Origin of the sequence: Rudaeicoccus suwonensis (assembly GCF_007829035.1) — a bacterium.
Lineage (GTDB): Bacteria > Actinomycetota > Actinomycetes > Actinomycetales > Dermatophilaceae > Rudaeicoccus > Rudaeicoccus suwonensis.
Genome location: NZ_VIVQ01000002.1, coordinates 559,276 through 575,891, shown reverse-complemented (window position 1 = coordinate 575,891; position 16,616 = coordinate 559,276). Strand labels below are relative to the sequence as shown.

At 65.2% G+C, this 16,616-nt stretch carries 17 protein-coding genes; 4 read left to right on the top strand and 13 right to left on the bottom strand.

The window, feature by feature from the left end; all coding sequences use genetic code 11:
* Positions 1 to 678 precede the first annotated feature (678 nt).
* Positions 679 to 1,692 carry a phospholipase D-like domain-containing protein gene (locus tag BKA23_RS13895; RefSeq protein ID WP_145229434.1) on the bottom strand — a complete coding sequence of 338 codons (1,014 nt, stop codon included), beginning with the start codon at positions 1,690 to 1,692 and terminating at the stop codon, positions 679 to 681.
* Positions 1,693 to 1,895: 203 nt separating this feature from the next.
* Between BKA23_RS13895 and BKA23_RS13890 the strand changes: the two genes are divergently transcribed.
* Positions 1,896 to 2,162, top strand: a complete 267-nt coding sequence (locus tag BKA23_RS13890) for a hypothetical protein (protein ID WP_145229432.1) — start codon at positions 1,896 to 1,898, stop codon at positions 2,160 to 2,162.
* Between the two features lie 1,166 nt (positions 2,163 to 3,328).
* Here BKA23_RS13890 and BKA23_RS13885 read toward each other — a convergent pair.
* The gene (locus BKA23_RS13885; RefSeq protein ID WP_145229430.1) at positions 3,329 to 4,303 is read right to left on the bottom strand and encodes a family 43 glycosylhydrolase; all 975 of its coding nucleotides are present in this window, start codon (positions 4,301 to 4,303) and stop codon (positions 3,329 to 3,331) included.
* A 277-nt stretch (positions 4,304 to 4,580) separates the two neighbouring features.
* Positions 4,581 to 6,200 carry an MFS transporter gene (locus tag BKA23_RS13880; protein ID WP_170226536.1) on the bottom strand — a complete coding sequence of 540 codons (1,620 nt, stop codon included), beginning with the start codon at positions 6,198 to 6,200 and terminating at the stop codon, positions 4,581 to 4,583.
* A gap of 130 nt (positions 6,201 to 6,330) precedes the next feature.
* Here BKA23_RS13880 and BKA23_RS13875 point away from each other — a divergent pair, with 130 nt between their 5' ends.
* A complete protein-coding gene (locus BKA23_RS13875; protein ID WP_170226534.1) occupies positions 6,331 to 6,999 on the top strand; it encodes a TetR/AcrR family transcriptional regulator in 669 nt (222 codons plus the stop codon).
* Between the two features lie 85 nt (positions 7,000 to 7,084).
* On the opposite strand, the gene pdxY is transcribed toward BKA23_RS13875, so the two are convergent.
* Both pdxY and BKA23_RS13865 read right to left on the bottom strand, forming a co-directional pair.
* Entirely contained in the window at positions 7,085 to 7,933 is an 849-nt protein-coding gene (pdxY, locus tag BKA23_RS13870) for a pyridoxal kinase PdxY (protein ID WP_145229425.1), read from the bottom strand.
* 23 nt (positions 7,934 to 7,956) lie between these two features.
* Positions 7,957 to 8,286 (bottom strand): rhodanese-like domain-containing protein, encoded by a 330-nt coding sequence (locus BKA23_RS13865; RefSeq protein WP_145229423.1) that lies wholly within the window; start codon positions 8,284 to 8,286, stop codon positions 7,957 to 7,959.
* Positions 8,287 to 8,488: 202 nt separating this feature from the next.
* Here BKA23_RS13865 and BKA23_RS13860 point away from each other — a divergent pair, with 202 nt between their 5' ends.
* Both BKA23_RS13860 and BKA23_RS13855 read left to right on the top strand, forming a co-directional pair.
* The gene (locus tag BKA23_RS13860) at positions 8,489 to 8,686 is read left to right on the top strand and encodes a CopG family transcriptional regulator (protein ID WP_246104659.1); all 198 of its coding nucleotides are present in this window, start codon (positions 8,489 to 8,491) and stop codon (positions 8,684 to 8,686) included.
* A 66-nt stretch (positions 8,687 to 8,752) separates the two neighbouring features.
* Positions 8,753 to 9,049, top strand: a complete 297-nt coding sequence (locus tag BKA23_RS13855) for a type II toxin-antitoxin system death-on-curing family toxin (protein WP_342783617.1) — start codon at positions 8,753 to 8,755, stop codon at positions 9,047 to 9,049.
* 58 nt (positions 9,050 to 9,107) lie between these two features.
* Here BKA23_RS13855 and BKA23_RS13850 read toward each other — a convergent pair whose 3' ends face one another.
* The 8 genes from BKA23_RS13850 to BKA23_RS13815 form a co-directional block, all read right to left on the bottom strand.
* Positions 9,108 to 9,962: an Fpg/Nei family DNA glycosylase gene (locus tag BKA23_RS13850; protein WP_145229418.1), complete on the bottom strand. Its 855-nt coding sequence runs from the start codon at positions 9,960 to 9,962 to the stop codon at positions 9,108 to 9,110.
* Positions 9,955 to 11,043 (bottom strand): App1 family protein phosphatidate phosphatase, encoded by a 1,089-nt coding sequence (locus BKA23_RS13845; RefSeq protein WP_145229416.1) that lies wholly within the window; start codon positions 11,041 to 11,043, stop codon positions 9,955 to 9,957. Before BKA23_RS13845 ends, BKA23_RS13850 begins: the two co-directional genes overlap by 8 nt.
* Before the next feature lie 23 nt (positions 11,044 to 11,066).
* Entirely contained in the window at positions 11,067 to 11,525 is a 459-nt protein-coding gene (locus tag BKA23_RS13840; protein ID WP_145229414.1) for a MarR family winged helix-turn-helix transcriptional regulator, read from the bottom strand.
* Between the two features lie 32 nt (positions 11,526 to 11,557).
* A complete protein-coding gene (locus tag BKA23_RS13835) occupies positions 11,558 to 13,042 on the bottom strand; it encodes a long-chain-fatty-acid--CoA ligase (protein WP_145229412.1) in 1,485 nt (494 codons plus the stop codon).
* A gap of 21 nt (positions 13,043 to 13,063) precedes the next feature.
* Positions 13,064 to 13,645, bottom strand: a complete 582-nt coding sequence (thpR, locus tag BKA23_RS13830; protein ID WP_145229410.1) for an RNA 2',3'-cyclic phosphodiesterase — start codon at positions 13,643 to 13,645, stop codon at positions 13,064 to 13,066.
* Between the two features lie 82 nt (positions 13,646 to 13,727).
* Positions 13,728 to 15,077: a hypothetical protein gene (locus BKA23_RS13825; RefSeq protein ID WP_145229408.1), complete on the bottom strand. Its 1,350-nt coding sequence runs from the start codon at positions 15,075 to 15,077 to the stop codon at positions 13,728 to 13,730.
* Positions 15,077 to 15,724: an ABC transporter ATP-binding protein gene (locus BKA23_RS13820; protein WP_170226532.1), complete on the bottom strand. Its 648-nt coding sequence runs from the start codon at positions 15,722 to 15,724 to the stop codon at positions 15,077 to 15,079. The genes BKA23_RS13825 and BKA23_RS13820 overlap by 1 nt, the downstream gene beginning before the upstream one ends.
* Complete coding sequence (locus tag BKA23_RS13815; protein ID WP_246104658.1) at positions 15,721 to 16,602, bottom strand: CPBP family intramembrane glutamic endopeptidase; 882 nt, start codon at positions 16,600 to 16,602, stop codon at positions 15,721 to 15,723. Before BKA23_RS13815 ends, BKA23_RS13820 begins: the two co-directional genes overlap by 4 nt.
* Between the last annotated feature and the right edge of the window lie 14 nt (positions 16,603 to 16,616).

Genomic DNA, 16,616 nt, shown 5'->3' with positions numbered 1-16,616 from the left:
ACGCCATCAGAAGATCACTCGACCCCTACAGTCTCATGGACAACCGTCTTGGACACCAGTTATTCCACACTTTGTGGACGGACTGCTCAGATGATCGTCGACGACCGTGCCGCCCTTGGCTCCCTTGGTCCTCTCACCCATCTCCCAAAGCCTATGCAGTGCAACGATTTTCGTCACGTCAGCAAGCGCGTCATGCTCCTAGATTCATCGTCGGCCCGACTATGGCCCTCTGCATCCGATCCACGAAAAGTGGGATCCACGTGATCAAGACTGATATTTCGTATCGTACTTCCCGATCATTCCCTGATCGCTTTCTGAGTGCAGGGCCAACGTTGTTCATAAACCGGCGCACTCATCAATCCGGTATTTTTCTGTCCCATTGCTACGGGCGAATGCGTCGGATCATGCCCGGATTTCGGCAGGCTGTCTTTGTATTCGGAGCGTCATCCGCGCCTCCGTAAAATTCAAGGGGAAGATCCGCAGAGACCGGTGAGCCAATGCGTGCCATTCAGCTTCATCCTGGATGAGACAGTGTGGCAATGGGACCGCAGACCAAACTGGCGTTGATTCGCCCTTTCAGCTAGGTGTGCGCGCCACAAAGGCAAGTCATCCGACGCCCAAAAAAGGGCCCCACGCGAGTGCACGTGGGGCCCAGTTGCGGCATACCTGTCGGAGGTCTCAGGAGCTGTAGGCAGTCCCGCCGGCGAAGTCCGAAGACAGCTGGGAATTAAGGCCGTTCACGATCGCGGAGTCGCTGGTGATGAAGCCGAGCTCGCGGTTCTTGGTCATGGAAGCCGTCGAGAAGTTGATCGAACCGACATACGCCTGGGCGTCGCTCTGGCCGGCGTCGGCGACGATCACCTTGGCATGGATGTAAAGGGGCGCGTCTTCGGCATACAGATGCACCGAGACTCCAGCGTCGGTCAGCTGGGTGAACTCGCTGTCATAGTCGCTGTTGTCGGTCATCGTCACGTCGACCTGCACGCCGTTCTCAGCGGCATTGCACAGCGCATCGACGATGGCAGAAGAGCTCATCTCTTCGTTCTCGATGTTCAGCGAGGTGGTCGCGGAGTTGATCACGCCCAGCAACTTCGTCTCGGCGTCGGTCGGGCTCCACACCAGGTTGTCGCCATCGGTCGGCGTGATCGCGGTGTGCGAGTAGTCGGCGTTGAAGACCTTCTCGATCGCTGCGACGTCGACCTTGTTGGTGTCGAGGACGGCGAAGTCACGAGATGTCGAGTAGTAGCGCGACGTCAGGTTGCCAGTCATGATGGCCGACTCGTCACCGTCCACCGTGATCGTCTTCTGGTGAGTCGCGGCATACGTCGTGTTGGCCCACACCACATGCACGCCGTTATCGGTCAGGTAGGTGTATGCCGCCTGGTTGTTCGACTTCTCCAGATTCGTGTCGAGTATGACGCGCACGTCGACCCCGCGTGCGGCATCGGCGACGAGGTCCTGCTCTGCCGTGGTGTCGACCAGCTCGTACATCGTCATGTCGAGGGTCTTCTTGGCGCTGTCGATGAAGGTGTAGATCTGCTGGTAGTTGTCGGCGGGCTCGGTGATGAGGGTGTATTCGCTGCTGGTGCTGGCGTGCGCGGGAGCTGCGGCCGTGACGGTTCCGGCAGCGACCGCACCGAAGGCGGTCGTCGCGACGAGCGCAACCGTGAGACGGGGAATTCGACGGGGCATGGCGCCTCCTGAGGCGTCGTCGGGATGACGTAAGTGACGAATCGCTATGCTTCTCAGGCTTCCTGGAGGTTTCCCAGGAAATTCGCAAACTGCGGTCGAAGCTTCAGTCAGCGCGCGGTCAACATCTGGTCAAGAGTCCGCGCGAGCGCCAATCTCCGCCGAGAACGGGAGTCGCGACAGTGAATAGAGCTGACAACCGACGCGTGTCACAGGCTTTCGACCTGTTGAAGCCCTACAGCTACGACCCGACCGCGGACTACCCGCCATCAGTAGCCGATCTACGCATGTCGATTGAAGAGATCTTGGCCACGCTTGCCGGACGGTCCGATCGCGACGTCGCTCGAAACGAGCAAACGCGCGAGCAGGTGATCCGCTCGCTGATCGAGGTGGAGAGCGACCCGTGTGCCGACGCTGACATGCGGGCCGCGATTCGCTCCAGCGTCATACTCCTGCAGCAGATTGGTGACTGAACCGACGCTGGCGTCGAAAAGCACTACTTGTCAGCAGAATTGGCGCTTTGAAACCGCTGACAACTCACTGCCGCGTCCGGTCAGCGCAGGGCGCATCTGCCCTGGGCACTTGCGGCTGGCGCGGGCGCGCCCTGCCTATCCGCGAGTGGTACGCAATCGCCTCCACCACGTGCGAGTGGGACGGAATAGCCCCTCATTGACCGCGATCGGGTCACTTCCGTGACACTGGCGCGCCCTGCCTATCCGCGAGTGGTACGGAATGGCCTCCACCGCGTGCGAGTGGTACGGAATGGCCCCTCATTGACCGCGATCGGGTCACTTCCGTGACACTGGCGGGTAAGGGGGACGCGAATGACGCGGACGTGCCCTGGCCTTCCGCGAGTGGTACGCAATCGCCTCCACCGCGCGCGAGTGGGACGGAATCGCCCCTCATTGACCGCGATCGGGTCACTTCCGTGACACTGGCGGATGAGGTGACGCGAATGACGCGGGCGCGCCCTGGCCATCCGCGAGTGGTACGCAATCGCCTCCACCGCGCGCGAGTGGGACGGAATCGCCCCTCATTGACCGCGATCGGGTCACTTCCGTGACACTGGCGGATGAGGGACGCGAGTGGCGCGGCGCTGTTCGCGCAAACTCGGGGATAGCCGATCTCCCCATCGCGGCCGAAGAGGCCTTTGCCACGCTCGGGATCAACCGCACACCGATGCTGCGGGCGGTCGGTCGGCGGCCCGGGGACGACGCTCTCCCCTTGAAAGGCATCGGCTCCGGGCCGTCAACCGACACACCCGAACGCCGTTCACGGTAGACACGAAGACGGGTCCGCTTTGAGGATCTGGACAAATCTGGACGGTGGCGTCCGGCGAGACCTGCTCGTACGGCGCCACCGTGCGATACGGCACCAGATCTCTGATGGAGGAAGAGCCCGCCCGCTGCGCGCTCAAAGGCTTTCGCAGCAGCGGCACGACGTTCTCCCTTGACGTCGAATGTCCCAAGGACCACCTCCCGAGCCGAATGCTGCAGATTCGCCGACCCAGTTACAACAAAGGTCACGAGATCGTCGTCCGCGAACTCGCCATCAACACGTGGGGAATGGTGACAATGGTCGTCGAACACACGCCGTCGCCGGGGTGCACGGCATGCGCTGGGAATGGTGACTGCGGGCGCTATCCGACGACCGGCGATCCTGACTTCCACGAGATGGTCGCGATATCGACGTGCCGTGTCACATGGTTGGTGCCCGAGCCGGCCGTGATGAATTCGTAGGCGAAATACGTCGTGCCGTTCGTCAGGGTGGCTTCGCCGCCGCCCGGCCCATATCCGTACTTCGCCCCGGACGACATCACCGTCCCGCGATTGGTGAACATGCCAAGTTTGGTGCCCGACCAGACCTGCGTCAGGTATGCCGAAGGCCCGGTCGCGGTGTTGTACGCGTTCCGCGACACGAACAGCCAGAACCGGCCGTTGTGGAACACCAGACTCGGCGCTTCGATCACGCTGTTCTGGATCGGCGTCAGCGCGAATGCCTCCTTCTTCGGCGTCATCGTGACCGGCTTGCCCGAGCCGTGCAGCGTGATGGCCTCCGCCATGATCTGGTACTGCCCGCCCGGGAAGTTCACGACATGACCGCGGCGCCATACCAGGTAGTAGTTGTGTGATCCCGTCTCGTAGACGGTCGGGTCGATCGCTTCCCAGCCCTGGTTGATCTGGGAATCACACTTCAAGGCGCCGTATGCCGTGTAGCCGCGATCGGGTGTCGACGACGCCGCCATCTCGACACAGTGCTGAGAGGTGTTGTGCTCCGCGGTGAAGAACAGGAAATATCGCCCGGAGGCATATTCGACGTGCGGCGCCCACTGGAGGGAGTACCCCTTGAAACTGATTGTTCGGTCGTAGGTGTATCCACTGCCCGGTTTGGTGCTGCGGTAGACGGCGATGCCGCCGGAGCCGGTCGTGTAGAGGTAGTAATGCCCGTTGTGTTCGCCGCTGAGCATGCTCGGATCGGCGATGTTCGCCGTCGTGATCTTCGAGCCGACTCGCGGTGCGGGATAGGTGCCCGTCGAGGCGTGCGCAGCCGGCACCACCCCCATGACTGCCACTGCTCCGATGGCCAGCGCCACCATGCCTGAACGTCGTCTCATTGCTTCCCCTTGCCGATGGACTCACTGCTCGGTCGCGCCTTCGACGTTGCCCACGGGTTGGTGACGTGTCAACACGAGGGCGGGTGATTCGGTGCGAGCTCCCAGGCTCGATCCAGAGCGGCCCCAGCGTGAGCGACTGGCGCGAGCGCTGCAAGGCAGCAGCGGCCGAACCGTAGAAAAGTGTAGAAAAGGGGTCCTTTTCTACACTTTTCTACGGTCATGTGCCGGGCCGGTTTCCACGGCCAGGTGCCGGGCCGGAGTCGGCCCGGCACACCGATCAGGCCTCTGCGAGAGCCTCGGTCGCCGTTTCGATCGCCATCAGTTCGGCTGCGTCGAAACCGTCGCCGTCGACCGGCGCAGCTGCTGAGGCAGCACGGCTGGGGCGGCGCATCACCAGCGCCACCAGGACGAAGGCCACAGCGAGCATGCCGCCGGCCACCAGGAACCCGCGGTCCGCGCCATTGACGAAGACGTCAACGGCGTGCGCCGGTGAGCCGGGCGCCACCGCAGGGTTCGAGCCCGCCGTGGAGAAGACCGTCACCAGGATCGCCAGGCCGAGCGCCCCACCGAGTTGCTGAGTGACGTTGACCAGACCCGAGGCCACCGAAGTGTCCGCCGGGGCGACACCACTGAGACCGGCAGTCGTCAACGGTACGAACGCGATTCCGTTGCCGAGGCCGAAGATCACCAGGCCGGGGATCATGTCGGCATATGTGCTGTGCGCGCCCAGGGTCGCCATCAGCGCCAGCCCGATGCCGGACAGCAGGGTGCCCACGGCCGCGATGACCTTCGTCGAGACCCGCACCGCGATGACGCGCGATACCAGCTGAGACGCGGTGAAGACGCAGACGGGAATCGGCAGGAATGCCAGACCGGACTGCCAGGCCGACCAACCGAGCACGATCTGCATGTACTGGCTCATGAAGAAGAACGTCCCCATCGAGCCGGCCACGAGCAGAAGGCGTGCGACGTATGCCGCGGCGCGGTCACGATCGGCGAACAGCCGCAGCGGCATGATCGGCGCGGCGACGCGAAGCTCTATGGACACGAACGCCGCCAGCAGCACGACGCCGGCGACGAAAGCCGCGAGCGTCCCGGTGTCACCCCAGCCATCCGAGGCAGCGCGGATGAATCCGTAGACGAGAGAAGTCATTCCGAGGGTCACCAGCACCGCACCGACTGCATCGACAGAACCGCGCTGCAGCTTCGCCCGCGGCAACACCCGCGCCCCGATGGCGAGGACGACGATGCCGATGGGCACGTTGACGAAGAACACCCAGCGCCACGAGGCGACCGAGGTGAGGACACCGCCGGCGATGAGACCGATGGCTGCCCCGGAAGCGGAGACCACGGTGTAGTAGCCGATCGCACGGGTGCGGTCACGACCGGTCGTGTAGATCGACATCAGGATCGCCAGCGCGGACGGTGCGAGCAGCGCAGCGCCCACACCCTGTAGTGCACGGGACGCGAGCAGCAGGGTCTGGTCCTGAGCGACACCGCCCGACAGCGAGGCCGCGACGAAGATCGTAAGTCCGGCCAGGAAGGTGTTGCGCCGGGAGAGGATGTCACCCGCGCGGGCACCGAGCATGAGCAGTCCGCCGAACGCCAGGGTGTAGGCGTTCACGATCCACGACAGCGAAGTCGACGTCATGTGCAGTTGGGAGCCGATGTCGGGCAGCGCGATGTTCACGATCGCCGAATCAAGCACGATCATCAGCTGGGTGATCAGGACGACGGCCAGGATCAGTCCGGCATACCGGCGCTTGACCGGTGTCGGGGTTTCGGCCAAGTGCGGCGTCGACGCCGGGTTCGTCGACGTCGCGCCCTCCGAGGCGATGGCGTCGGTGGAAATGTTGTCGTCGGCCGAGGGGCGGCCGAGTCTGGTAGCAATAGTCACGAGATGTGTCCTTCGCGAGAGCGAGGTACCATGAATAAGAAGCGGAGCTTGGCTCCGGTTAGAACTATACGGAGGGTTCCTCCGGTTATGCAACCGGAGGCCCTGTGAGGTGTGACGCACAATGGCCAAGGTGAGCGCGGCAAAGACGCCCGCAGATGGCGCCACGGCTGTAGCCGAAGGCACGAAAATTGCTGCAACTGAAGGCGATTGCTCATCAGTCGAGCCTGCAAAGCCGCTGCGAGCCGATGCCGCCCGCAACCGCCAGAAGCTCATCGACGAAGCGGCCCGTGCATTCACCGCCGACGGGGTCGACGTGCCGTTGGACGAGATCGCGCGACGTGCAGGCGTCGGCATCGGCACGCTCTACCGACACTTCCCGACGCGCTGCGATCTGGTGCTTGCCGTCTACGGCGACCAGGTGAACGCGCTCGAACAGCGAAGTCACCAGTTGCCCGGCCTGCACGAGCCCGGCGAGGCGTTGCACGAGTGGATGCGCGGATTCGTCGACTACTACGCGGTGAAGATGGGCATGATCAACCTGCTGCGCACGATGATGCAGGGCAACCCTTCCACCTTCGAGAACACCCGCGCCGTCATGCGCGAGTCCGCTGCCCGGGTGCTGACTCCCGCGATCGTCGCCGGCGCCGTTCGCGCCGACGCCACACCGGAAGAACTCATCCGAGCGCTCGGCGGAATCTGCCTCGCGTCCACGTCACCCGAAGGACAGGAGACCTCGCTCGCGCTGGTCGATCTGGTCTTCGACGGCCTGCGCTTCGGTGCGCCCAACGCCCGGGCCTGACCAGCGGTCACCTGCAGATCACCGCTGCCGCCCTGGCCTCGCGGCATACCTGCGCACGTATGCCGCGGTCTGTCACGCCGGCGCTTCAGCGCAGCTGCACTGCTTCGAAACGCCTTGCTGGATGCGCGATTTCGTGCTGGGACGCCACGAGCTGGATCTCTCGGGTGCCGGCGCGATCTGTGCGCTCCATGACCGAATAGATCGAATCCGCAGTGTCGGCGAGTGCTTCCGCGGCGGATTCCTCAAGCAGGTGAGCGAGGAAGATCGCCGCTGTGGCATCACCCGCCCCGGAGACGTACATCGGCAGCAGTGGTGTCGTGACGAGCCACGCCCCGTCGTCGTTGACAACTGCGAGTTGCACTGAGTCCGCAGGGGTTTCGTCTGTCTGCACCGAGGTCACGAAGACCGTGCGTGGTCCGCGGTCGCGCACGGCATCCGCCGCAGCGAGCAAGTCGGCCACCGAGCGCACCTCGTCACCGGTCAGATAGTCGAGTTCGAACTGGTTGGGCGTGACGATGTCGGCAGCCGGAATCACCTTGTCGCGCATGAATTCCGGAATGCCGGGCCGCACGAAGAAGCCGCGGCCGACGTCCCCCATGACGGGGTCGGCGCAATAGACGGCGCGTGGGTTGGCGACCTTCACCCGCGCGACCGCGTCGAGAATGACCTCGCCCACCTGCTCCCCACCCTGATAACCGGACAGCACAGCGTCGCAACTGGGCAGCACACCGCGCTCTTCGATGCCGGTGATCACGTCACGCACTGTGTCGGGCTCGAAGGCCGGCCCGCGCCATTCGCCATACCCGGTGTGATTGGAGAAGTGCACGGTGTAAACGGGCCACACGTCGTGACCGAGGCGCTGCAGCGGGAAGACTGCCGAACTGTTGCCGGCGTGACCGTAGGCGACGGAGGACTGGATCGACAGGATCTTCATGGGTTTTCGCGGGAGCGGTGGCCTCAGATGACGGTGGCGTCGGAACCGTCGTCGGTGGTCATCGCCTTGCCGGCGGCCTGCCACCCCTGCATGCCGCCGTCGACGTTGACCGCGTCGTAGCCCTGTTGCGTCAGCCATGCCACGGCACGCGCGGAGCGGCCGCCGGCCCGGCAGATCACCGGTAGCGGATCGGCCTCGTCGACCTCGGGCAGCTCGCCGAAACGGGCCGGCAGCTCGCCCAATGGGATGTGAATCGCGTTCGCGGCGTGACCGGCATCCCACTCGTTCTGTTCGCGCACGTCCAGGATCACGGCGTCGTCGGTCAGGTCGCTCGGGTTCAACTGGTGGCTCATGGCTCCATCGTGCTGTATGCCGGGCCGGTCGTGCGAACCCGCCCCGCAACGGGGGCTGTTCGAGCGGCACTCTGCGCTGCCCCGCCATGTGGGGCACCGCACGGCGTCCGAACAACGCCGCCCGGCGGTTCGTGTCAAGACCGCTGCCAGACATTTCAGTCAACGCAGAGGTGATACCAGATTGGTATCACCAGGTATGGCGATGACTTTGCGATTGTCCGAGCAAGATGAGCAGACACTGGCCGAACTCGCCGCGTCGGAGGGCGTGAGCCGACAAGAGGCGACAGTGCGAGCGATTCGCGAGGCCGCAGCCCGACGCGGACACGAGTTGCAGGTGCGCGAGCTGTCGGCTCGGGCGCGCGAGCGATATGCCGAGGTGTTGGAGCGCCTCGGCGAATGACTTCATATCTCACTGTCGAGGACCTGCTCTCGCTCGTCGATGATCTCGGCCTCGGACCGGTGCGCGATGTCGGACTTTCTGGACTCAGCGGCACATCGGCCGCGAGCCGTGCTCTACGGCAAGGAGGCGTACCCAACCATCGACCGCAAAGCCGCTGCGCTGCTGCAGTCACTCGTCGACAACCATGCGCTCGTCGACGGCAACAGGCGTCTCGGCTGGCTTTCGACCGTGGTGTTCTACGGCCTGAACGGCATCGACGTCCAAGCACCGGACGACCCGGCATTCGACCTCGTCATGGCCGTTGCGAGCGGCCACGGTGACCTGGCTCTGATCGCCACGACCTTGGCCGGCTGGCACAGTTGACAGCCGCCCGCAGGGTGCGCCCCCAGCGCGCACGTGCATCGAGAGTGCGGCCGGCGGCTTACTTCAGCAGGCGCGACATCCGCCGGTCGGCCAGCGGTTTGCCACCGGTCTGGCAGGTGGCGCAGTACTGCATCGACCGATCCGCGAACGACACCTCTCGCACCACGTCGCCGCACACCGGGCAGGCCTCGCCGGTGCGTCCGTGCACGCGCATCCCGGCGCGCTTGACGTCCTTGAGTTCCTTCGCCGGGTTGCCCGACGCCGCCGCGATCGCATCGGACAGGACGCCGCGAAGCGCGTCATACAGCCGCGAAACTGATTCACCGTCAAGGGAACCCGCGATCGCGTATGGCGAGAGCCGGGCCGCGTGCAGAACCTCGTCGGAGTACGCATTTCCGACCCCGGCGAGCACCGACTGGTCGCGCAGCAGGCCCTTGATCTGCATGCGACGCCCCGCCAACAGCGCCGTGAATTCTTCCAGCGACATCTCCAGCGGGTCGGGGCCCAGCGACGCGATCCCGGGCACCTCGGCCGGCGAGCGCACCAGGTAGACCGCCAGCCGCTTCTGCGTGCCGGCCTCGGTCAGGTCGAAGCCGGCGCCGTCGGCGAACCTGCACCGCAACGCGATCGGGGACTTGCCCGGCCGCAGCACAGTGGTCGACAACGCGTCGGACCAGCGCAGCCAGCCGGCACGCGACAGATGGAAGATCAGGTGGATCCCGTCGACGTCGATGTCGACGAACTTGCCGTGCCGCGTCACGTCGGTGACCAGCAGTCCGGCGAGCGCCTGCGGCGCCGGGTCGAAGGTCTTGAGCACCGAGAATGATCCCAGCTCGATGCCGGCGACGGCCTCGTCGACGATGCGCCCCCGCAGGAAGTCGACCAGCCCCTGCACTTCTGGCAGCTCAGGCATGATGTTGCTCCAGTGCAGCTGTGTCATCGGAACCCGTTGATGACATTGCCAATTCGTCGAAAGCCGCGCGCGCTTTGCGCACCAGCCGGTGCAACGCGAAGCCATCCGGACCCTCGCACACCATCACGCGCACCGGCCGGCCGCGCAGGTCGTCACGGGCCAGCGGGTGCCCGTGAGAGAGCATCTGCTGCGTCGCCGTCAGCTGACGTATGGCGATGCACTCGACATGCTCGGGCTGTTCGAGTGCGAACTCTTCGTAGATCACCGGGTCGTGCTGGCCGTCGTCGCCGACAAGCAACCACTTGATGTCCGGAAACTCCCGTGCCAGTCGTCTCAGCGTCGATCGTTTGTGCTCGCGACCGCTGCGGAAGATGCTGTCGGTGGTAGGCCCCCAGTCGGTCAGCAGCAGCGGACCTGCCGGGAATCCGTGCCGTCGGAAGAAGCGCGTCAGAATCGGCTGGGTGTTCCATGCCCCTGTCGACAGGTACACGATCGGCGCATGCGGATCCGCGGCGAGCAGCGAGCGATACATCGCCGGCATCCCCGGCACCACCTTGCGGGCAGTCTCCTCCAGCACGAAGGTGTTCCACGCAGCGATCATCGGCCGCGGCAGTGTGGTGATCAGACAGGTGTCGTCGATGTCGCTGATGATTCCGAAGCGCGCCTCGGCGCTGATGATCTGCACGGGTGCCTCGGCGTGGACATCCTGCGCTGTGATCGTCGCCGTGTGCCACCCGGGCGCGAAACCGTGGTCGCGGACCTCCACGTCGATGTAACCGCCGCGATCGGTGGTCGCGGCGACGGTCTGACCGCCACATCGGACGACTACGTCGACATCGGCGAGCGGCGCGGTGAAGAATGCACGGAAACCGCGCCGCGCCGGCGCCTCATCGGCGGTCGGCGCCGTCACGGGCTGGCCCTGTTTGGCCAGCACGACCCGACCCATGATCCGCGCAAAATCCGCACCGCCATACCCCATGAACGGCATGACCTGCAGGCGCCAGCCGCGCTTGGCGAGGCGACGGGCGACGGTCTGGTTGACCGCGTCCTCGAGGCGCGAAGCAGGGTGCCGGTGCGACATACGGTCAGGTTACGGCGCGCGCCTCACTGCACGCTGGTTTTGCCCGCGGTCGGCTCGTAACTGTCGCTGACCAGACGCAGGATGATCTCGGTCGCGCTCTCCAGCGCATGCCGCTCGTCGTCGGTGAGCTTGTCCAACTGCGGCGCCAGGGTGCGGGCGCGCGCAATGCGGAGCTCTTGCAACTCAGCGCGACCCGCAGGCGTGAGATCGATCATCGCGACGCGCGCGTCCTTGGAATCGCTGGTGCGGAACGCCCACCCGGCGGCTTCGATCCGCTGCACCTGCGTGGTCATGGTCGGCTGACTGCAGTGGTCAGCTACCGCCAGTTCACCGATCCGGGCCGGGCCGACCTGGTCGATGAGCGCGAGCAGGCGCGCCTGGGCGTGAGGAATACGCAATTCGGCATGACGGGTCGCCCACCGATTCAGCCGGGCGACAGCCGACAGGAGCCGCGATCCGGTGTCGTTCAGTTCGTCGTTCATGGCACAAAGTTACATAGTTGAACTATGTAATGTCAACCCTGCCGCTCGCGGAGTTCGCGCTTGAGGATCTTGCCGGTCGCGCCCTTGGGCAGCGCCTCGATGAACGTGATCTGCCGCGGGTACTTGTAGGCCGCGACACGTTCCTTGGTCCACTCCTGCAACGTGTGGGCATCAAGATTCGATCCCGGTGCGAGCACCACGTATGCCGCGACATCTTCGCCGAGATGCTCATCGGGAATCCCGACCACTGCGGCCTCAACGACATCCGGGTGCTCATAGAGCACTTCCTCGATCTCGCGGGGGTAGACGTTGTAGCCGCCGCGGATGATCAGGTCCTTGGAGCGGTCGACGATGAAGAAGTAGCCGTCGTCGTCGACGGTCGCCAGGTCGCCGGAGTAGAACCACCCGTCGCGGATCGCCTCGGCCGTCGCCTCCGGGCGGCCCCAGTAGCCCTTCATGATCAGATCCCCGCGTATGGCGATCTCACCGATCTCGCCCTTGGGAGTGTCCGAACCGTCACGCTCGGCAAGGCGCATCTGCACCGTCTCCAACGGCACACCGATCGATCCGGGCTTACGTTCGAGGTGCGGCAGGTTGAAGGACGCCACCGGTGACGTCTCCGAAAGCCCATATCCTTCAAGCACTTTCGCGCCGAAGCGCTCCTCGAAGCGACGCATGACCTCCACCGGCATACTCGATCCGCCGGAGCAGCAGGTGCGCAGCGACGACAGGTCGGCGTCGTGCCCGTCCGCCGCGCCGAGCATGGCGTTGTACATCGTCGGCACGCCCTGGAAGATCGTGACCTTGTCACGCTCGATGACCTCCAGCGCCTTGGCCGGGTCGAAGCGTGCGATCAGCGTCAGCGTTGCGCCGCACAACACCGCGGAGTTCAGGCCGCAGGTGAGGCCGAAGACGTGGAACAACGGCAGGCAGCCCATGATGACGTCGGTCTCGTCCGACTCCAGCAGGGTGCGCACCACGAGATGGCAGTTGGAATCGAGGTTGTGATGCGTGAGTTCGGCGCCCTTGGGCCGACCGGTGGTGCCGGAGGTGTAGAGCAGCACGGCGGTGTCGTCACGCTCGCGGGCGACCGGCTCGGGCATCGGCTCGCTGTTGCGCCAATCGCCGCCGAGCCATTCAGGGGTGACCGCCTCGAATGTGACATCCGCCTCCTTCGCGCCCTCGGCGGCGTCGCCCGGCATCCCGAACATCAAGGACGCCCCGGCGTCGGACAGGTAGTACTCGATCTCACGCGGCTTGAACAGCGGATTCATCGGTATGACGGTGGCGCCCGCCCAGAGCGCCCCGTAGAAGATGACCGGGAAGGTCGGCAGGTTCGGTTGGGACAGAGCGACACGATCGCCGGCGGCGATTCCACGCTCGACCAGATAGGTCGCGAATCTGCTTGCTGCATCCCGCAACTCGGCATACGTCATGGTCAGATCGTCGAGGCGGATCGCGATCGAATCCGGGTGGGCGACGGCGGTCGCCTTGAGGTTCTCTGCCAGGTTGGTCATGCCGCAACTGTATGGCGCGGCTCACGTTTGCGCAGCAGGTCCGGACACGCCGAGTGGAAATGTCCCGACTGTTTCGTAACGCGGCCGGCCGTGCGGCCCCTCGCCCAGATACGACCGAATGAGCTCGAAGTCCTCGACCTGCCAACAAGGTCCGCGATAGGTGTCCAGCACCTGCACCCAGCGCATCTGTTGCGAGGGCCTGCTGAGTCGACTCACGCTCAGGTGCCGACGGAAGGTCCGTCCGTCGGGCGCAGCTCCGCTGTGTGCGGCAGCAGCGCGGGTGTTGGCAGCCAGCCGATCGAGTTCGGCGAGGTCGCCCGGCATTCCGGTGGGGTCCATCCAGAGCACTTTCGCACGGCTCGGATCGGGAAAGGCGCCGGCGCCGGACAGCTGCAGTCCGAAAGGTTTTCGCTTCGCGCCGGCCGCGGTCAACCCATCGATCAGATCGTCCAGGCGTGCGTCCTGCACATCGGCCAGGAAGGCCAACGTGACGTGCCACTGGTCGGCATCGATCCACGGATGCTCAGCGCGTGGCTGCAGGAACTCGGCGAGGTCTTCTTTCACTGGCAGGGGCGGGACGACCGCCACGAACATGCGACTCATCGCCATCAAGTGAACCGTGCCCGTCAAGCGGACAGATTCCCCCAGCTCGCGCCGTGGTCGCGGTGCGGTCGCGCCGTAGGCGTCAGCTGAGCATGCTGTCGCGCAGTTTCGCGGGCGCGAACCGGGCCATTGCACGTGTGTGACCGAGCCACAACACGATCGCGCCGACGATCACGGCCGTCTCGGCGCCGAGGCCGAAGGCGAAACCGGCCGCGAGCACGACCAATGCCGGGTGAATCGCCCACAGGAATCCGACGCCACGACCAGGCCCGTTCATCATCAGACCTGGAGGCGGTGGTCCCTTGTGCGCATAGAGCAACTGGCTCCCGGCAATGAGCAGCACCAGCGCCAGCGCATGAACAACTGCGAGCGCACCGACGCCGGTGATCAGACCCACCAGCAACGACACGACGAACTGCAGCACCAGCAACGGCGCCAGGTGCAGCGCCGACTCGACTCGCCAGGGCAGTCCGAGCAACGACTGCTCTCCGGCCGCGGACGCCTGCGACTGCAGGCCACGGACCAGGCCGGACGCGCTCAGGTGCACCAGCAACAGCAACACCGGCAGCAACAACACCGACTTGGCGTGCAGGATGCTCGCGCTGCTGGCCACACCCACCGTCACGATCGCAGCCACCAGCCACACCAGCGACGACACACCGGTGCGCAGCAGTCCGTAGACATCTGCGATGACCACGGTGAAATAGCGCCCGGCGATGCGGATGCGCTCGGGGCGACGCCGCAGCTTCAACGAAAACGCCTGCGCCCGAGCGCGTCTGGTGTCGGCCGCGACCAGCGCAGTCGTGACCGCCTCGGACATCAGCGACTGGGTCAGCAGCTCCTGGTGGGGCAACGAATCCAGCATCGGACCGGTGGCAAACCCGCCGATCGGACCGTGTCCACGGACCTGCCCGCGCAGCCAGCACTGCACGATCACGATGCCGCCGAGCAGCCCGAGCACACATCCGATGAGCACCCCGATGCCGGGTCCACCGCTGAGCGCCAGGCCGGCCGGCACTGCGACGCCCAGGCAGGTGAGCGTCGCGATGACGACCAGCTGCGCGCCGCGCCACGAGTCGCGCAGGGCAAGCCGGCGCGGGAGGTCCGTGGCGACGATGAACTCGATCTGCCCCGGCTCGGGCAGCACCGGCCCGCGAGTGCGGCCGGCGAGGAAGGCGGCCCCCGCCATACAGCACAGGATGACGATGACCGCGGCGATGGACAGCAGCGGATTGTGCACGATCCAGCGTTTGTCGGCCGGATAGGTGTCGAAGACGTAGTGCGACAGGACCGAGCCGTAGACGACACCAAGCAGACCGAGCAGGTAGGCGCCGAACAACGCCGCCGACAGCGGGCCGCCCTCGCCCTTGAAGCGGAGTTCGTAGGCGTCGGACAGGCGTTCGCGTTCGTCCTTGGTGGCGACGTCGGCCATCAGGAGCCTTGTGGGAAGCGCACGATGCGGGTCGCGGACGCCTCAGCCATCGCCTTGTCGTGGCACACCCACACGACTGACGAGCCGGTCTTGATCCGCTCACGCAACACCTCGCCCAGCAACGTCCGGCGACCCTCGTCGAGACGCTGCTCGGGTTCGTCAAGCACCAGCAGCGCCGACGGCCGCAGCAGCACCATCGACAGTTCAGCCAATTGCCGCTGACCGGAAGACAATTCGTGCATGAACCGGTTTCCGAACTGCAGTATGTCAAGACGATTGAGCACCGCGGCGATCCGCTCGCAGGCACCCTCGCGGTCGCCGCCCCATGTCTGGTCGACCATGATCAAATGGTCGGCAACCGTGAGATCGCGGAAACCCGCAACCGGCCCGATGAGCGGCGCGATGACCTGGCGGGTCGCCGGGTCACGCTCGTCGATCGGCTGGTCGTCACGGGTGATCTTGCCGCCGGTCGGGCGCAGGTTGCCGGTCAGCACCCGCAGGAAGGTCGTCTTGCCGCAACCGTTCTGACCGGTGATGGCGATGTTCTCGCCCGCCTTGATCGTCAACGAGGTGGGCGGCAGCAAAACGATCTTGTTGACCGTGCAGGTGACCTTGTCGGCGACGATCTTGGTGAAGGTCGGTGTCACGACAGCCAGCTGACATGTGTGTGTAGAAGCGCGTATCCCACGAACGCCACGGTATCCAGGATCGAATGGGTGATCACCAGCGGGAGCACCCGGCGGGTGCGCACGTACACCGTTCCGAGGATCAGACCCATCACGATGTTGCCCAGGAACCCACCGAATCCCTGATAGAGGTGATAGCTGCCGCGGATCACCGCGGAGGTCACGATGATCACCGGCAGCCGCCAACCGGCCTGACTCCACCGCGTGTAGAGATAGCCGACCATCACCACCTCTTCGAGCGCCGCGTTCTGTATGGCGGACAACACCAGCACCGGCAGCGCCCACCAGGTGTTGCCGAGATTCGCTGCGACGACGGTGGTGTTGAAGCCGAGGTCACGCGCTGCGACATACAGCGCAAGACCCGGCAATCCGATCACAGCCGCGAGAAGGCACGCCAGCACCGTGTCGGGGATCCGGCGGGAACGGTCGAGGCCGAGGTAGCGCAGCGGACGACGGATCTCACGAGACAGCAGGTAGATCGCGAAAATCGCTGGTATGACGCCGAGGCCGACGCCGACCAGCTGATAGATCAGGTCGAGCCACGACTGGCTCGCCTGGGCGTTGTTGAGCGACGACGTCTGCTGATTGAGCGCGACATTCGACTGCAGCGCACGAATGATCGACAGGATCGAGTAGATCGCCGACGACCCCAGGCTGACCAGCAGCAACAAGACCGTCTCGATGACGATCATCCGCGGTGACTGGCGCGAGCGCGGAACGCGCAGAGGACCGCGCCACAGGTTCCGCAGCACGCCACGCCCACCGTTGCCGGCACCAGCACCCACACCGGTCGCGCCATCCGCCCCACCGGTGGGGTGGACCGCCGCAGTTTCGCTCACCGGGTCATCCCATC